This window comes from Telmatospirillum siberiense (assembly GCF_002845745.1).
Taxonomy (GTDB): Bacteria; Pseudomonadota; Alphaproteobacteria; order Rhodospirillales; family Magnetospirillaceae; genus Telmatospirillum; species Telmatospirillum siberiense.
Genome location: NZ_PIUM01000012.1, coordinates 74,725 through 89,436, shown reverse-complemented (window position 1 = coordinate 89,436; position 14,712 = coordinate 74,725). Strand labels below are relative to the sequence as shown.

Sequence of the window (14,712 nt, the reverse complement as noted above, 5' to 3'; positions counted from 1 at the left end):
TTTTCCCTTTTCTCAACAAATCAACTTTCGTATGTACCTTCCTGAACAACCAATGCGCGACAGCCCTTCGCAATAATGGTTGTCGCGACGATCGATTCCGGAGGGCTCATGCCGCGATTATTTTTTGCCGTTCCCGTCATGATCGTCGGCGCGTTCGTCGCCGGCGCCGTCACCGCGCTGGTTCTCCAGGAACCCTTGCGGCGCACCGCCAAGGCTTTGACGAAATCGGCCTTCAGAGGCGCCGGTGCCGTCGGCGACGGCTATCGAACCTGGCGGGCCGAAATGGATGACGCCCGGGCGGAAGTGGCGGCCGAAAGTCCCGTCTCCGGCCGGACGCGCGGCTCCGCGGCTCCGGCGAACGGTCATTCGCATTGAGGCGCCAGTCCGTTCCGCTCCCATATTCCGACGGCGCCAACCTCGAACGGCTTTCCCTGGTTCCCGGCCGCATCCGTTGGCGGTGGCGGGCGCTCCGCGATACGCCCGGCCTGCCCGAGCGGCTGACCGAGGCTTTGAACGGCTGTCCCGGCGTTCTGCAGGTGCAAGTCGATTCCCGCATCATGCGAATTCTGGTGCTCTTCGACCGGCGCACCGATGTCGACGCGCTCGAAGCCGTCATTTCGGCGCTGTGGTCTTCGCCCGAGACCGCTCCCGAAACGGTCGACTGGCCGGATCTGACGGGACGCCTGATCCGGGCGCCCGAAGCCCGCCTGGGCACGGTTCTGGCCGGTGGCGCCGCCGTGGCGTCCCTGGTCCGCATCTTCTCCCTGGGCCGCACCCTCGACCGCCTGCTTCGCGGAGGAGCCCTGTCGGGGCGGGTCGCTCTGGCGGGACCGATGGGATTGTCACTGGCCGGCATCTTGGCCGGCACCTTCGCTTATATCGAATTGAAGCGGCGCAGCAGCAACATATGGCATCGCCTGGGACGCACCGTCGAAACCGAAATGCGCCTGGCCTTGAGCCAACGCCTGCTGCTGGCGGACCAACCGGCGCTCGACGGGCAGTCGACCAGCAGTCTCGCCAACAGCATCAGGCATAATCTGGTCCAGATCGAACAGGGATTCGACGGATTGAGCGCCCTGGCGCACATCGCCCTCAACACCGCCCTGCTCACTCTGACGTTCTTCGTCCTGGCCCCGCAGTTGGTGTGGATTCCGCTGCTCGCCCTGCTTGCCATGGTCGTCGAGGTCAGACGCAGCTACCGCGACATGCGACAGCGTTATGAAATCGCCGGCGAAGCCCGCAATCTGCCCGACCGCAAGCTCACCGAACTGATCGACGGCCTGACGACCATCAGAGGATACGGCCTTGAGGAGCGTGTCCTGGCCGACATGCGCCAGGCGGCGACGGCGTACGAACGCATCAGCATCGAAGCTTCGCGGCAGTCGGTCCGTTATCCGCTCCGCCTGGAACTGATCACGCTGCTGGGCGTCTCCGCCGTCACCCTGGCGGCGGGTCTGGCGCTGGCCGCGGGAACCATCAGCCCGGGCAGCCATCTGGTGCTCATGCTGATCAGCGGCCACCTGTTCTATCCCTTCTCCAATCTCGGGCAGGCCTTGGACAGCGTGAACCACGGCCTCGCGGCCTATCGCTCATTGAGCCGGATCAGCGCGTTGCCGATCGAGCGCGACGACGGCTCGACCGCCCTTGCCCCCGATGCCCCGGCCGACGCCATCGAGTTCTCCAATGTCGTCTTCGGCTATCCCGGAGCGCGGGAACTGGCGATCCGGAACATCGACCTGCGCATTCCCAGGGGCAGCGTCGTCGGCATCGTCGGCGCCTCCGGCTCGGGGAAAAGCACCCTGGTCAAACTGCTGTTGCGATTCTACGACCCGCTGGAAGGGTCGGTGCGGATCGATGGCGAAGACATCCGGAACTTTCGCAGGGAAAGCCTGCGAAAGGTCTTTTCCTGCGTCGACCAGCGCTCCTTCCTGTTCGAAGACACGGTGGGGCACAATATCGGTCTCGGCCAGGAGGACGCGGATGCGGAGTCCATCGTCGAAGCGGCCCGATCGGCCCATATTCATCATTTCGTCGAAGCCCTGCCGCAAGGCTATTTTACCGAAATCGGCGTACAGGGACTGAAACTGTCCGATGGCCAACGCCAGCGCCTGCTGATCGCCCGCGCCCTGCTCAAGCGATCGCCCGTCCTGCTGCTGGACGAGGCCACATCCAATCTCGACGCGGTCACCGAACAGAGCGTCTTGTCGGGCATCCGCCAACGCATGGCCGGCCATACCATCATCGTCGTCGCCCACCGCCTGGCCGCCGTCAGGGATGCCGACACCATCATCGTGCTCGACCATGGCCGCATCGTCGAAACCGGCAGCCATGCCGGCCTGATCCGGAAAAATGGCTTCTACCGGTCCTTGCTCAACAGCCAGAATCGCGGGGTGTCGCGAAGCGCGATGTAATAGCGCCCGGCCATCCGAGAGGACCGTCAAGCCGGGCCGTCCCCGCCGTCATGAATCGTGCGCAACCACGCGGCCCCCGTCATGCAGGTGGTATCGACCGACAGCGGAACGACGGTGACGTATCCGTGCCGCAGGGCCCAATCGTCGGATTCCCGGCCCATCCGGTCCTGCCTTTTCTCCCCTATCACCAAGGCATATTCGGCGGTCGGACCGTCGCCGTCGATCCGGCGGAAGTGATCCTCGAAATAGGCCATCGACTGGCGAGCCACACGGATTCCGCGAATGTCCGCGGGATTTCCGTCGGGGAAATTGACATTCAACAGCAGGGGGCCTGGCGGTCGCCCGTCGCCCGGCCGTCCGAACCATTGCGGCAACCATTTTCGCAAGAAATCGGCGGCGGCCCGGTAATGCGCCGGGTCGTTGCGCCATACCGAAATGGAGACCGAGGGAATGCCGCGCATGGCCGCCTCGCGCGCGGCGGCGACCGTTCCCGAATAATATTGGGAAAGCCCGGCATTTTCGCCGGCATTGATGCCCGAAACCATGGCATCGAACGGTTTCCGGCTGTGATAGAGCTTGAATTTGACGGCGTCGGACGGCGTTCCGTCGACCACCATCGCCTCGGTATCGTTGATTTGGCGTCCCCATACGCCAAACGGCGCGGACAGGCACGACGTCGAATGGGATGACCCGCTCTGGTCGGTCATCGGAGCCACCACCTCGCGGTCGAAATCGCGGAGCCCGTCATAGGCGTACCAGAGGCCGGGCGCTTCGATCCCATCGTCATTGCAAAGCAACACGCGCATTCATCGCCTCCAAAACTCCGGAAGAACTGCGGCGAACGGCTTTCGATGGCCATCCTCCGGAGCGACTACACCTTTAATGAGTATTAGCCTTCATATATACACGTTATGCGAGAAGTCACGTTGTGCTCTCTATGATAACAAAATAGGATCTCTTGTTTTTCTATCATAGGTTTCATCCATCCGCGATGGAGGGCAAGTGACATGAGGCTCTCGCTTGTGCAACTTTACAGTGAGGAACAATCGCCGACCTCTGCCCCCTATTCCATTGAGGTGCTTGCCGGATATATCCGCAAGACACTGCCGGAATGGGATGTCGCCTTGTTCATCCTGGACAATCGCGATCCGGCCGATATCGGGAAACTCGTCGGGGATCTCGGTGCGCGCGGAAGCGACGTCATCGGCATTTCCATGATGCAGGGGACTCATAGCGTCGGTTGCGCATTGCTGGATCGACTTTATACGCAAACCGCGGCGGAACGACACCTTCCGCAGATCGTCGTCGGCAATACGCTGCCGACCTACCGCCCGGAAATCTATCTCGACCGCTATCCGGGGCTCCTGGTCGTGCGGAGTTTCGGAGAAATTCCCCTCGAATCGGCTCTCCGACAATATGCGGCCTGGACGGAGGCGGGCGCGCCTCCGCCGGGGCCGGATTTTTTCCTCACCCCCGGCATCGCGCTTCGTCATGACGGGCGCATGCATCAGACACCGGTCGCCTGGCCGCGGGACTACGCCGTGCCGACCTGGGTCGATCCGCATAAGTATTTTGCCCGGGTCGAGACCAGCCGGGGCTGCCATTTCGATCACTGCGCCTTCTGCACCCGCCCCCCGCGCGAAGCGGGACAGCCGCGCTGGATCCGCTTCCCCATCGACCCGATCGTCGAGACCATCGCGAAATTGAAGGACCTGGGCATCCGGCGTTTTACCTTCTGCGACGAAGATTTCATCGGCGACGACCCGGAGTTCTGCCTCCGCCTGGCCGACCGGCTGGAGGCGCTTCACGACACGCCGACCTTCTCCTTCTCGACCAGGGCCGATAACGTCGTCCGGCTCCGCGACAGCGACAAGGCGAACGACCGCCGCCTGGCTTTGCTGAAGCGCCTTCAGCAAGTCGGGCTTTCGCTGCTGTTCGTCGGCTGCGAATCCTTTTGCGACCGCCAGCTCAAGCGATTCGCCAAGGCGACGAAGGCCGAAGGCAACATCCGGGCCCTGCAATTGCTCGAAGAGATCGGCCTGCCGGTGGAATCCGGATTCATCATGTTCGACCCCTTCGCCTCGGTCGACGATCTCATGGAAAATATCGAGAACCTCGATCGTCACCGCTTATGGAGGATCACCAGCCAGACATTATCGCGGATCGACGTTCAGGAAGCCTCGGCGCTCCATAAATGGGTCGCGCGCGCCGACCTGCTCGGTTCTTACGATTTCGACCAGATGACATACGATTATCGCTTCGAAGATCCGCTGGTTCAGAAAATCGCCGACTGGTGCCAGATCTGGAAGAACGAGACCGACTATGCCTATCGCCTGGCCCGAAACGCCCAGCGGATGGCGCTGTTCGACGAATTTCCCAATCATGTCGTCGAAGCGGCGAAGGAATTGAATTTCGATTTCGTCAAATTCCTCACTTTGGCGATGATCGAAGATCCCGCCACGGTGCCGCCGCTCGTCGAACGGATGAAGGAGCGTCGCGCCGCCGTCATCGACGGCATGCTGGAGGCCACGCAATCCCCGCGCGTCCACGCCGACCTGGCCGACCGGCTTCGCCGGGAGATCAGCGGATTCATCGGTGTTCTGAACCCGCGCGACCCGTGGCAGCCCCAGGAGAGCGCGCAGGAGCCAACCCTTTGACGAGAGCGGACATGACGTTGCTGGACCTGATCGACGGCTTGCGGCTCGACCGAACGCGTTCGGCCTGGTCGCGATCGCAGACGCTGCCTCAATCGCTTGCCAAGCTGAAAGGCGAAATCGACGAATGCCGCGACGCTCTCGACGAAGGAGACCCGCGTGCCCTGGAGGAGGAACTGGGAGACATCCTCTGGTCGCTGCTTTTCGCGCTGATCGTCGCCGGGGATGAACATGGCCTTTCCCTGGAACGGATCTCCGCTACGGCCTTGAGCAAACTGAAATATCGGAAGCCCTGGTTGTACGAAGCCGGGCGGGATTTGAGCCTGGAGGAAGAGGCCGCCTTGTGGAGCAAGGCCAAAGAACGCGAAAAAACCCGTACCCGTACGAACGGAACGGCGGATCGCACGCGCCCCTCATCCCAACCCTTCTCCCCACGCGAGGAAGACGGGCTGGGATAAAGGGAGGTGGACCGGACGCCCGCGGCCCTCCTCGCCGAGGTCAGGCGGACTTTGCCGATTCCGCCGCGTCCCCCCGTGCGGTTTGCTCGGCCTGCCCCCTGGTCAACAAGGCGGCGATCAGGCCACAGGCGGCGGCAAAGGAAAGCCAGACGCCGGGCATCGCCTTGTTATCGAAAACATGGATCAGGTAGGTACAGATCGCCGGGGTGAAACCTCCGAAAATCGCCGTGGCGAGACTGTAGGCCAGGGAGAAACCGGCGGTGCGCACCGCAGTCGGCATGATTTCGGTCAGGAAGACCACCATCGCCCCGTTGTAGCTGGCATAGATGACCGACAACCATAGTTCAACCGTCAACAGGCGGGTAAAGGATGGCGCGCTGGCCAGCCAGGACATCGCCGGATAGGCGGTGATCAGGGCGAGAACGGTACAGGTGATCAGCAACGGCCGGCGGCCGATCCTGTCCGATACCGCCCCCATGATCGGCAGAAGGCAGAAATTGGAAATGCCGACGCACAGGGTGACGATCAGATTGTCGATGCTGGCCAGATGCAGCGCCTGACTGCCGAAGGTCGGGGTATAGGCGGTGATCATATAGAAGGACACCGTGGTCATCGTCACCATCATGACGCCGACCAGCACCAGGCGCCAATTGGCGCCCACCGAACGAATGATCTCGGACGGACTGGGATGATGCTTCCGCTTGGCGAACTCCTCGGTCTCCTTCAGGGAACGGCGCAACATGAAGATCAGCGGGATGATCATGCAGCCGACCAGGATGGGAATGCGCCAGCCCCAGGCGCTCATTTCCTCGGGCCGCATCAGCGAACTGAGCAGCACGCCCAGCAGGGCGGCGAAAATGACGGCCATCTGCTGGCTGCCTGACTGCCAACTGACATAAAAGCCCTTGTTTCCGGGCGTGGCGATCTCGGACAGGTAAACCGAAACGCCGCCCAACTCGACACCGGCGGAAAATCCCTGCAGCAGACGGCCGATCACCACCAGCACCGGCGCCAGAAGCCCGATGGTCTCGTAACCCGGCATCACGCCGATGGACAGGGTCCCGATGGACATCAGGCCCAGAGTGATCAGCAGCCCGGCGCGACGGCCCTTGTGGTCGATATAGGATCCGAGAAAGATCGCCCCCAGCGGCCGCATCAGGAAGCCGGCGCCGAAGGTCATCAGGGAAAGCATCAGGGAAGCAAAGTCGCTGCCGCTGGGAAAGAAGGCCCTCGCAATCGCCGATGCATAATAGCCAAAAATCATGAAATCGTACATTTCGAGGAAATTGCCGCTGGCCACCTGTAGAACCGGCAGCCACTTCAGCTTTTTCGGCGCATTCATTGAACCAATCCTTCCAAGACCGACTCTAAAACCCTTATTCCCCGCAACGACCCCGATGGGTCTTTGCGTCATCCCCCTCCGATGCTCGGGCGGAAGGTTAATAGCTAATCCCTCCGCTTGACAGCCGCAATATTTGTAACTAGTATAATTACAATTAGATTTTTCAGCAGAGCCATGGCCAGAAATTGTCGTTTCGCCGTCGCCGTGCATATCACCGCCGTCCTGGCGTTGCACCGCGACACCCCCGCGACCAGTGATTGGATCGCCGGCAGCGTCAACACCAATCCGGTGGTGGTGCGCCGTATCCTGTCCGCACTGGCCAAAGCCGGCCTGGTGACGAGCCAAAGGGGAATCGCCGGCGGCTCCTTCCTGGCGCGGGACCCCGAAGACATTTCCCTGCTCGATCTCTACCGGGCCGTCGACGAACAGGAGGCCCAAGCCCTGCATCACCAGCCCCCCAACCCGAAATGTCCCGTGGGGGCCCACATCGTGCCGGTCCTGGTCGATATTCTCACCAAGGCCGAAACGGCGAAGGAAAAGGAACTGGGGAGGATCAGCATCGGCGACGTCGCCGCCGCTGTTAAGGCGCGCGCCGCCGCATAATTTTTTCGCGAAAATGTAACAGTAACAACTACTGTTTCTTAATTAAGGAGCTCAGAGATGGCGAAAGTCGTTGTAGTTTTTTATTCCGGTTATGGGCACACCAAGAAGCAGGCCGAGGCCGTGGCGGCGGGCGCCGGGTCGGCCAAGGGCGCCACGGTGGAGCTGTTGGCGATCAACGCCGAAGGCGACCTGCCCGAAGCCGGCTGGGACAAGCTGGCCGCCGCCGACGCCATCATCTTCGGCGCGCCGACCTATATGGGCAGCGCCCCCTGGCAGTTCAAAAAGTTCGCCGACACCAGTTCCAAGGTGTGGTTCTCCCAGGGCTGGAAGGACAAGATCGCGGCTGGCTTCACCAACTCGGCCTCTCTGAACGGCGATAAGCAGACGACGGTGCAGTATCTCATCACCTTCGCCCTGCAGCATTGCATGGTGTGGATCGGCGCCGGCCAGTTGCCCGCCAACGCCAAGGCGGCCCAGCGCAACGACATCAATTTCCTGGGCGCCTTCGCCGGCGCCTTCGCCCAGTCGCCCTCCGACAGCTCGCCCGAGGAAGGGCCGCTGCCGGGCGATCTGGAGACAGCCAAGGTATTCGGCCAGCGCGTCGCCGACTATGCGGTGAAAACCCGAGGATAACCACCGTCCCTCCGGTGGTGCGCCGCCGGTCTTCCCCCCTGCCGGCGGTGCTGAGAGCGGGACGCCGGGACTGGTTCGCCAGTCCCTGGCGTCCCGCTTTTATGTTCAACTGTCCGGCGGCGGCTTCGCTTGCCGGGAACCCGTCGGTCCGGGGACGTCCGAACGGACAATTTAAACAATCAGCAATCGCTTGCGATTGCCCGTAATCTCGCCATATTAAGGCCCTCATGAGCGCATTATCGCCGCAAGGCCGTTCCTTTCTGAAGATGCATGGGCTGGGCAACGATTTCGTCGTGCTCGACGCCCGTTCCCAGCCGCTTGTCCTGTCGGCCGAGGCCGTGCGCCGCATCGGCGACCGGCGGACGGGCGTCGGCTTCGATCAGATGGTCGTCGTCGGCCCGACGAAAACCAAGCTGGCCGACGCCTTCATGACCATCTGGAACGCCGACGGTTCGGAAGTTTCGGCTTGCGGCAACGCCACCCGTTGCGTCGCCTGGATGCTGATGCAGGAAAGCGGCCAGCCGCACGCGGTCATCGAAACCAGGGCCGGACTGCTGGATGCGCAAACGGCGGCCGGGGGGCTGATCAGCGTCGATATGGGACCGGCCTATCTGGACTGGCGCGATATCCCCCTGGGCCAGGCGGTCGACACCAATCATCTGCCGCTCCGCCTGGAAGGCCTCACCGACCCGGTCGGCGTCGGAATGGGCAATCCGCATGCGGTATTTTTCGTCGACGATGCCGAGGCCGTCGATCTTTCCCGCCTGGGACCGATCCTGGAGCATGACCCGCTGTTTCCGGAACGCTGCAACATCGAGGTGGTCCAGCCGATCGGCCCCGATCGCTTGCGCATGCGCGTCTGGGAGCGTGGCGCCGGCATCACCCTGGCCTGCGGCACCGGCGCCTGCGCCACCGTCGTCGCCGCCGCCCGCCGGGGCCTGATCGGCCGTTCGGCCGAGGTGGTTCTGGACGGCGGCACTTTGTCCATCGAATGGATGAAGGACAATCACGTGCTGATGACCGGTCCCGTCGCCCTCAGCTACTCGGGCACGCTGGACGGCAGCCTCCTGCCATGAGCGCCCTGCCCCAGCCGGCCGAGCCCACCTCCACCGACGAGACGACCCAGACGGACGGGCCGGACGTCGTCACCTTCGGCTGCCGGTTGAACGCCTACGAATCCGAAGTCATGCGCAACCACGCCCGCGCCGCCGGCTGGCAGGACGCGGTCATCGTCAACACCTGCGCGGTCACCAAGGAAGCCGAACGCCAGGCCCGCCAGGCCATCCGCAAGCTTCGCCGCGAACGTCCCGGCGCCCGGATCGTCGTCACCGGTTGCGCCGCGCAGATCGATCCGCAGAAGTTCGGCGCCATGCCGGAAGTCGACCAGGTCATCGGCAATAGCGAAAAGATGCAGGCGGCCAGCTATCTGACGCCCAACCCCGAGCGCATCGTCGTCACCGACATCATGGCGGTGCGCGACACCGCCGAACATTTGATCGCGGGATTCGAGGGCCGCGCGCGGGCCTTCGTGGAAATCCAGCAGGGCTGCGACCACCGCTGCACCTTCTGCATCATTCCCTTCGGACGCGGCCCCAACCGCAGCGTGCCCATCGGACATATCACCGATCAGGTGCGCGCCCTGCTCGCCGCCGGCTTCGGCGAAGTGGTCCTGACCGGAGTCGACATCACCGCCTATGGCGCCGACCTGCCGGGCCGCCCCGGCCTGGGCCAGATGGTCCGCCGGCTTCTCGCCCAGGTCCCCGAACTGCCGCGCCTGCGGCTCTCCTCGCTGGACCCGGTCGAGGTCGATGACGACCTGTTGCGCCTCGTCGCCGATGAACCGAGGCTGATGCCGCATTTCCATCTGTCCATCCAGGCCGGCGACGACATGATCCTGAAGCGCATGAAGCGCCGCCATCTTCGGGGCGACGTCATCGGCCTGGCCGAGCGTCTCAGGGCCTTGCGTCCCGATCTGGCGCTGGGTGCCGACATCATTGCCGGGTTCCCCACCGAGACCGAGGAGATGTTCGCCCAATCGCTGGCCCTGGTCGACGAGGTGGGCCTGAGCCATCTCCACGTCTTCCCCTTCTCGGCCCGCCCCGGCACGCCGGCCGCCCGCATGCCGCGCGTTCCCGGCGATGTGGTCAAGGAGCGGGCCGCCCGCCTCCGGGCGAAGGGAGACGCGGCGATGAGCGCCTTCCTGGCGTCGCGCGTCGGCCACGAGGCCCGGGTGCTGGTGGAAAAGGACGGCTTCGGCCATTGCGAACATTATCTTCCGGTCCGCCTCGCCGATGGCCGGGGGGCGGCGGGCGATATCGTAAGGATGCGCATCTCCGGCCTCACCGATGGACAACTGACGGGAACACCGCTGTCATGAGCGAGCAGACGAAATCCGGCTGGCTGAGCCGCATCCGCGAGGGATTGAGCCGGTCTTCGTCACGGCTTTCGCAAGGCATCACCGACCTGTTCACCAAGCGCAAACTGGATGAGGCGGCGCTTGAGGAACTGGAGGAAATGCTGATCGCCGCCGATCTGGGGGTGACCACGGCGGCACGTGTCGCCGCTTTGCTGGCCAAGAGCCGCTTCGACCAGGAAATCAGCCCCGAGGAGATCAAGAGCGCCCTGGCCGAGGAGATCGCCACGGTGCTGGAGCCGGTTGCCCTGCCGCTTCGCCCCGATCCGGCCAATAAGCCGCATGTGGTGCTGGTGGTCGGCGTCAACGGCAGCGGCAAGACGACGACCATCGGAAAACTGGCCAAGTCGTTCCGCGATCAGGGGCTTTCCGTGACCCTGGCGGCGGGAGACACCTTCCGCGCCGCCGCCGTCGAGCAGTTGAAGGTGTGGGGCGAACGCACCGGCAGCCCGGTCATTTCACGCGACCAGGGGGCCGACGCCGCCGGCCTGGCCTTCGACGCCTTGAAGGAGGCCCAGGCCCGCCGAGACGACGTGCTGTTGATCGACACGGCCGGCAGACTGCAGAACAAGACCGACCTGATGGCCGAGTTGGAAAAGATCATCCGCGTGCTGAAACGGCAGGACCCAATGGTGCCGCACGACGTCCTTCTCGTCCTGGACGCGACGGTGGGCCAGAACGCCCACAGCCAGGTGGAGATTTTCCGCAACATCACCAAGGTTTCCGGCCTGGTCGTCACCAAACTGGACGGCACGGCGAAAGGCGGCGTGCTTGTCGCATTGGCCGAGAAGTTCAAGCTGCCGGTCCACGCCATCGGTGTCGGCGAGGGAATCGACGACCTGCGCCCCTTCGAAGCCAAGGCCTTCGCCCGGAGCCTTATGGGCCTGGACTGACGACATGTGAACATTGGCAATTGGCCAGATGTTCACATGTCGTCCTGATGCTTCCGCTGCGTTCCGGCTTTTTTAGAAACCACCAAGGCACCAAGACACCAAGGCGGCGGAAAGTGCCACAGGCATTTTCCCGTCCTGTCCTCGGCTGTCGGCCGGGTGATCCGAAAGGCGCCTTGGTGCCTTGGTGTCTTGGTGGTTCAAAATATCCGGGGCTGCCTTTCAAGCCATCAGGGAATCAAAGGCAACGAGAGAATCCTCAATGTGGACCATCATGAATCTACACGCCTTAGCGCGATGCAGATCCAATAGGGCAGACTCAGATGGTGCCACCGGCACCATCTGAGTCTGCCCGCCAGCCCTTCCATTGCGTCCAGCCGTCCTCGGGGATCCCACGCGGGGCGAAGTCGGTCCGACCGGCGAGATCCCGATGGTGCTGCAAGGACCAGGCGACATTGGGATAGGCGAGTTCGCCCCAGGGGATGTCGTCCCAGGTGAACAGTCCCGCTTCCAGCGATTCGAGCCCCGGCGCATGGCTGGCGCTCACCATGCGCGCCCGATAGATCATGTGCACCTGGCTGATGATGGGCAGGTCATAGACGGCGAGAAGCGCGTCGACCTCCACCTCGGCGCCGGCTTCCTCGCGCACTTCGCGGACGGCGCCAGCCTGGCTGCTTTCCGACAGTTCCAGATAGCCCGCCGGCATGGTCCAGAAGCCCCGGCGCGGCTCGATGGCGCGGCGGCATAACAGATAACGGTCCCCCCAGACGCAGACGGCGCCGACGATGACCTTGGGATTTTCATAGAAGATGTGGCCACACTGCCGGCAGATCAGCCGTTCGCGGTCCTCGCCGTCGGGAACGCGCAAATCGGATGGAGGATGGGTGATGGATGGGGGTTCGCTCATCGGCCGCTTCGCCGGCGCCGTCCCGGCCCTTGTCCCGCCTTCGGATATCGGCGCGATTCGACTCCGGGTGACGGCCTAAACGACGATATTGAGATAAGTTCCGCGCGGCGCATAGCGATCGAAGCTTTTCCCGTCGATATTGATCACCTGACGTGGCGTCGCCCGCGACTGGGATGATTTCGCCTTGGTCCCATCGGTACCGGACGTCGAACGCCGCGCGTTGCCGTTGGTCTGCGAAACCGTAACGCCGGACGTTCGAGTGCTCGAGACACCTTGCGTCGCCATTACCCCACTCCAATCCCTGCCCCGAACCGCCGAAAACGGCACCCCAGGCGATCAGGCTATCATCAATGGCCGCGGTTTGACAGATTTGCTTGAGTGAAGGCGAAAACCTGTTCTAATGGGCAGGACTGTATGGCCGGATCAGGCGATGGAAATGAGATTGTCCATGCCGAGCGTTGCGGTGCGCGATGTCAGGGATCCACCGTACGATACCTCGACAGCGCCGGTGACATCTTCGACATCCATGACTTGTCCGGGTTCAACATTCCCGAACAGAACCCAATAATTCGGATGCGGCGTGAAAACCGCATTCATATTCGGCGCGGCCTGAATGGCGAAAGTGCCCGAGCCGGACATGCCGACGCCGACGGAGGTCCGGTTGGGCACGACATTGGCAAGCTGCTGGATGGTCAGGAAGCCGACCGCGCCGCTGGTGTTGGGCGGGCTGAGATAGGAAGCGCCATATTCATCCGCCGTCAGCTGAACGAAATTCGAGCCATTGGGGTCCGCCCCCACCATCTGCGACGGATTGAAGGTGATGCCCGGTTGCAGAACGCCGGTCTCCGACCACATGAAGCAGTAGTCGAGAGTCCAATTGAAGGTCACTTTGGTTTGAGGCGCGGCCGGCCGGACGAACCAGGCCAGGGAGAAAACATTCCCCGGAATGGTCATCGGCGGAGCCTTCTGAAAGACGACGAAGCTACCGGACAGAGAGGAGTTGTTGATACAGGTCAATGAATACTGTGTCATGATGACTCCTGTTCAGATCTGAGACTTGACGCCTTGGGTTGGCCCTCCAAACTAGATTGCTGCGCTGATCGCTCAGAAGCAAAATGTCAGTGGCACCGGCGCGAGGCCGGTGCCACTTTTTCATCCAGGACGGGATCGGTCGCCTTCCGCCTTAATGCTTATGGCCGCAACCGCAACCCGACGCGGGCTGGTTGAGGGCCGCCACACCGGGCAGTTCCTTGCCTTCCAGCCATTCGAGGAAGGCGCCACCGGCCGTCGAGACATAGGAGAACTTGTCCTCGACCCCGGCCTTGGCCAGAGCCGAAACGGTATCTCCGCCGCCGGCGACGGTCAGCAATTTGCCTTCCTTGGTCCGCTGGGCCGCGGCCCTCGCCACCGCATTGGTCGCGGCGTCGAAGGGGGCGATTTCGAAGGCGCCCAAGGGACCGTTCCAGACCAGCGTCTTGCAACCGCCCAGACGATCGATGATGGCTTCGGCGCTGGCCGGGCCGGCATCGAGAATCATCTGGTCGTCGGGAACGCTGTCGACGGAAACGACCTTGGAGGGGGCATGCTCGGCAAACTCGCCTGCCACCACCACGTCGACCGGCAGGACGATGTGGCAGTTGGCGGCCTTCGCCTTCTCCAGGATCGACCGCGCCGTATCGGCCAGATCCTTTTCGCACAAGGACTTTCCGACGGATTTTCCCTGCGCATAAAGGAAGGTGTTGGCCATGCCGCCGCCGATGATCAGATAATCGACGCGGGCCACCAGATTGCCCAGCAGATCGAGCTTGGTCGACACCTTGGCACCGCCGACAATGGCGGCCACCGGCTTCTCGGGATGTTCGAGAGCCTTGCCGAGGGCTTCCAGTTCGGCCTGCATCAGTCGTCCGGCATAGGCCGGAATCAGGCGGGCGATGGCTTCGGTCGAGGCATGCGCCCGATGCGCCGTCGAGAAGGCATCGTTGACATAGGCCTGCCCGAGGTCCGCCAGTTGGCGGGCGAAGGCCGGATCGTTCTTCTCTTCCTCGGGGTGGAAGCGGACATTCTCCAAGAGAAGGACGTCGCCGTCCTTCAACTTGTTCACCGCCGCAACCGCGTCGGGGCCGGTCACGTCGTCGGCCCAGGCGACCGGACGGCCGATCGCCTTGGACAACGGCTCGAGAAGCAGCTTCTGGCTGTATTTCTCCTCGCGCCCCTTGGGACGGCCGAAGTGGGTCAGGATGATGACCCGGGCGCCCTTCTCCGCCAGTTCGCGGATGGTGGCCGCGGACCGGTCGATACGGGTGGTGTCGGTGACCTTGCCGTCCTTGGCCGGGACGTTCAGGTCGGCCCGCACCACGACCCTTTTCCCACGGGCGTCGAGATCGTCGAGCGTCTGAAACAT

The 14,712-nt window shown here is 63.2% G+C and carries 15 protein-coding genes; 9 read left to right on the top strand and 6 right to left on the bottom strand.

The window, feature by feature from the left end:
- Positions 1-108 precede the first annotated feature (108 nt).
- Positions 109-375, top strand: coding sequence for a hypothetical protein (locus CWS72_RS12135; RefSeq protein ID WP_146002728.1), 267 nt, complete (start codon positions 109-111; stop codon positions 373-375).
- Positions 372-2,411, top strand: a complete 2,040-nt coding sequence (locus CWS72_RS12130) for an ABC transporter ATP-binding protein/permease (protein WP_101250874.1) — start codon at positions 372-374, stop codon at positions 2,409-2,411. Before CWS72_RS12135 ends, CWS72_RS12130 begins: the two co-directional genes overlap by 4 nt.
- Positions 2,412-2,437: 26 nt before the next feature.
- Here the strand turns inward: CWS72_RS12130 and surE are convergent, their stop codons facing one another.
- Positions 2,438-3,217 (bottom strand): 5'/3'-nucleotidase SurE, encoded by a 780-nt coding sequence (gene surE, locus CWS72_RS12125; protein WP_101250873.1) that lies wholly within the window; start codon positions 3,215-3,217, stop codon positions 2,438-2,440.
- 201 nt (positions 3,218-3,418) lie between these two features.
- On the opposite strand from surE, the gene CWS72_RS12120 reads away from it, so the two are divergent.
- Positions 3,419-5,068 carry a B12-binding domain-containing radical SAM protein gene (locus CWS72_RS12120; protein WP_101250872.1) on the top strand — a complete coding sequence of 550 codons (1,650 nt, stop codon included), beginning with the start codon at positions 3,419-3,421 and terminating at the stop codon, positions 5,066-5,068.
- An 11-nt stretch (positions 5,069-5,079) separates the two neighbouring features.
- Positions 5,080-5,523, top strand: a complete 444-nt coding sequence (locus CWS72_RS27795; RefSeq protein WP_158240623.1) for a MazG nucleotide pyrophosphohydrolase domain-containing protein — start codon at positions 5,080-5,082, stop codon at positions 5,521-5,523.
- Positions 5,524-5,563: 40 nt separating this feature from the next.
- Here CWS72_RS27795 and tcuC read toward each other — a convergent pair whose 3' ends face one another.
- Positions 5,564-6,865, bottom strand: a complete 1,302-nt coding sequence (gene tcuC, locus CWS72_RS12110; RefSeq protein WP_101250871.1) for an MFS transporter — start codon at positions 6,863-6,865, stop codon at positions 5,564-5,566.
- Positions 6,866-7,039: 174 nt separating this feature from the next.
- Between tcuC and CWS72_RS12105 the strand changes: the two genes are divergently transcribed.
- The 5 genes from CWS72_RS12105 (at position 7,040) to ftsY (ending at position 11,407) form a co-directional block, all read left to right on the top strand.
- Positions 7,040-7,468 (top strand): Rrf2 family transcriptional regulator, encoded by a 429-nt coding sequence (locus tag CWS72_RS12105; protein WP_101250870.1) that lies wholly within the window; start codon positions 7,040-7,042, stop codon positions 7,466-7,468.
- A gap of 57 nt (positions 7,469-7,525) precedes the next feature.
- Positions 7,526-8,101 carry a flavodoxin family protein gene (locus tag CWS72_RS12100; RefSeq protein ID WP_101250869.1) on the top strand — a complete coding sequence of 192 codons (576 nt, stop codon included), beginning with the start codon at positions 7,526-7,528 and terminating at the stop codon, positions 8,099-8,101.
- Positions 8,102-8,328: 227 nt separating this feature from the next.
- Positions 8,329-9,177: a diaminopimelate epimerase gene (gene dapF, locus CWS72_RS12095; RefSeq protein WP_101250868.1), complete on the top strand. Its 849-nt coding sequence runs from the start codon at positions 8,329-8,331 to the stop codon at positions 9,175-9,177.
- Positions 9,174-10,478: a tRNA (N(6)-L-threonylcarbamoyladenosine(37)-C(2))-methylthiotransferase MtaB gene (gene mtaB / locus CWS72_RS12090; protein WP_101250867.1), complete on the top strand. Its 1,305-nt coding sequence runs from the start codon at positions 9,174-9,176 to the stop codon at positions 10,476-10,478. The genes dapF and mtaB overlap by 4 nt, the downstream gene beginning before the upstream one ends.
- On the top strand, positions 10,475-11,407 hold the full coding sequence (gene ftsY / locus CWS72_RS12085; RefSeq protein ID WP_101250866.1) for a signal recognition particle-docking protein FtsY: 933 nt from the start codon (positions 10,475-10,477) through the stop codon (positions 11,405-11,407). Before mtaB ends, ftsY begins: the two co-directional genes overlap by 4 nt.
- A 316-nt stretch (positions 11,408-11,723) precedes the next feature.
- On the opposite strand, the gene CWS72_RS12080 is transcribed toward ftsY, so the two are convergent.
- From CWS72_RS12080 to CWS72_RS12065, 4 genes are all read right to left on the bottom strand, one after another.
- Entirely contained in the window at positions 11,724-12,311 is a 588-nt protein-coding gene (locus tag CWS72_RS12080; RefSeq protein ID WP_101250865.1) for an NUDIX hydrolase, read from the bottom strand.
- 75 nt (positions 12,312-12,386) lie between these two features.
- Positions 12,387-12,596 carry a hypothetical protein gene (locus tag CWS72_RS12075; protein WP_101250864.1) on the bottom strand — a complete coding sequence of 70 codons (210 nt, stop codon included), beginning with the start codon at positions 12,594-12,596 and terminating at the stop codon, positions 12,387-12,389.
- Positions 12,597-12,734: 138 nt separating this feature from the next.
- Positions 12,735-13,343, bottom strand: coding sequence for a hypothetical protein (locus tag CWS72_RS12070; protein ID WP_146002727.1), 609 nt, complete (start codon positions 13,341-13,343; stop codon positions 12,735-12,737).
- Positions 13,344-13,494: 151 nt separating this feature from the next.
- Positions 13,495-14,712 carry a phosphoglycerate kinase gene (locus CWS72_RS12065; protein WP_101250862.1) on the bottom strand — a complete coding sequence of 406 codons (1,218 nt, stop codon included), beginning with the start codon at positions 14,710-14,712 and terminating at the stop codon, positions 13,495-13,497.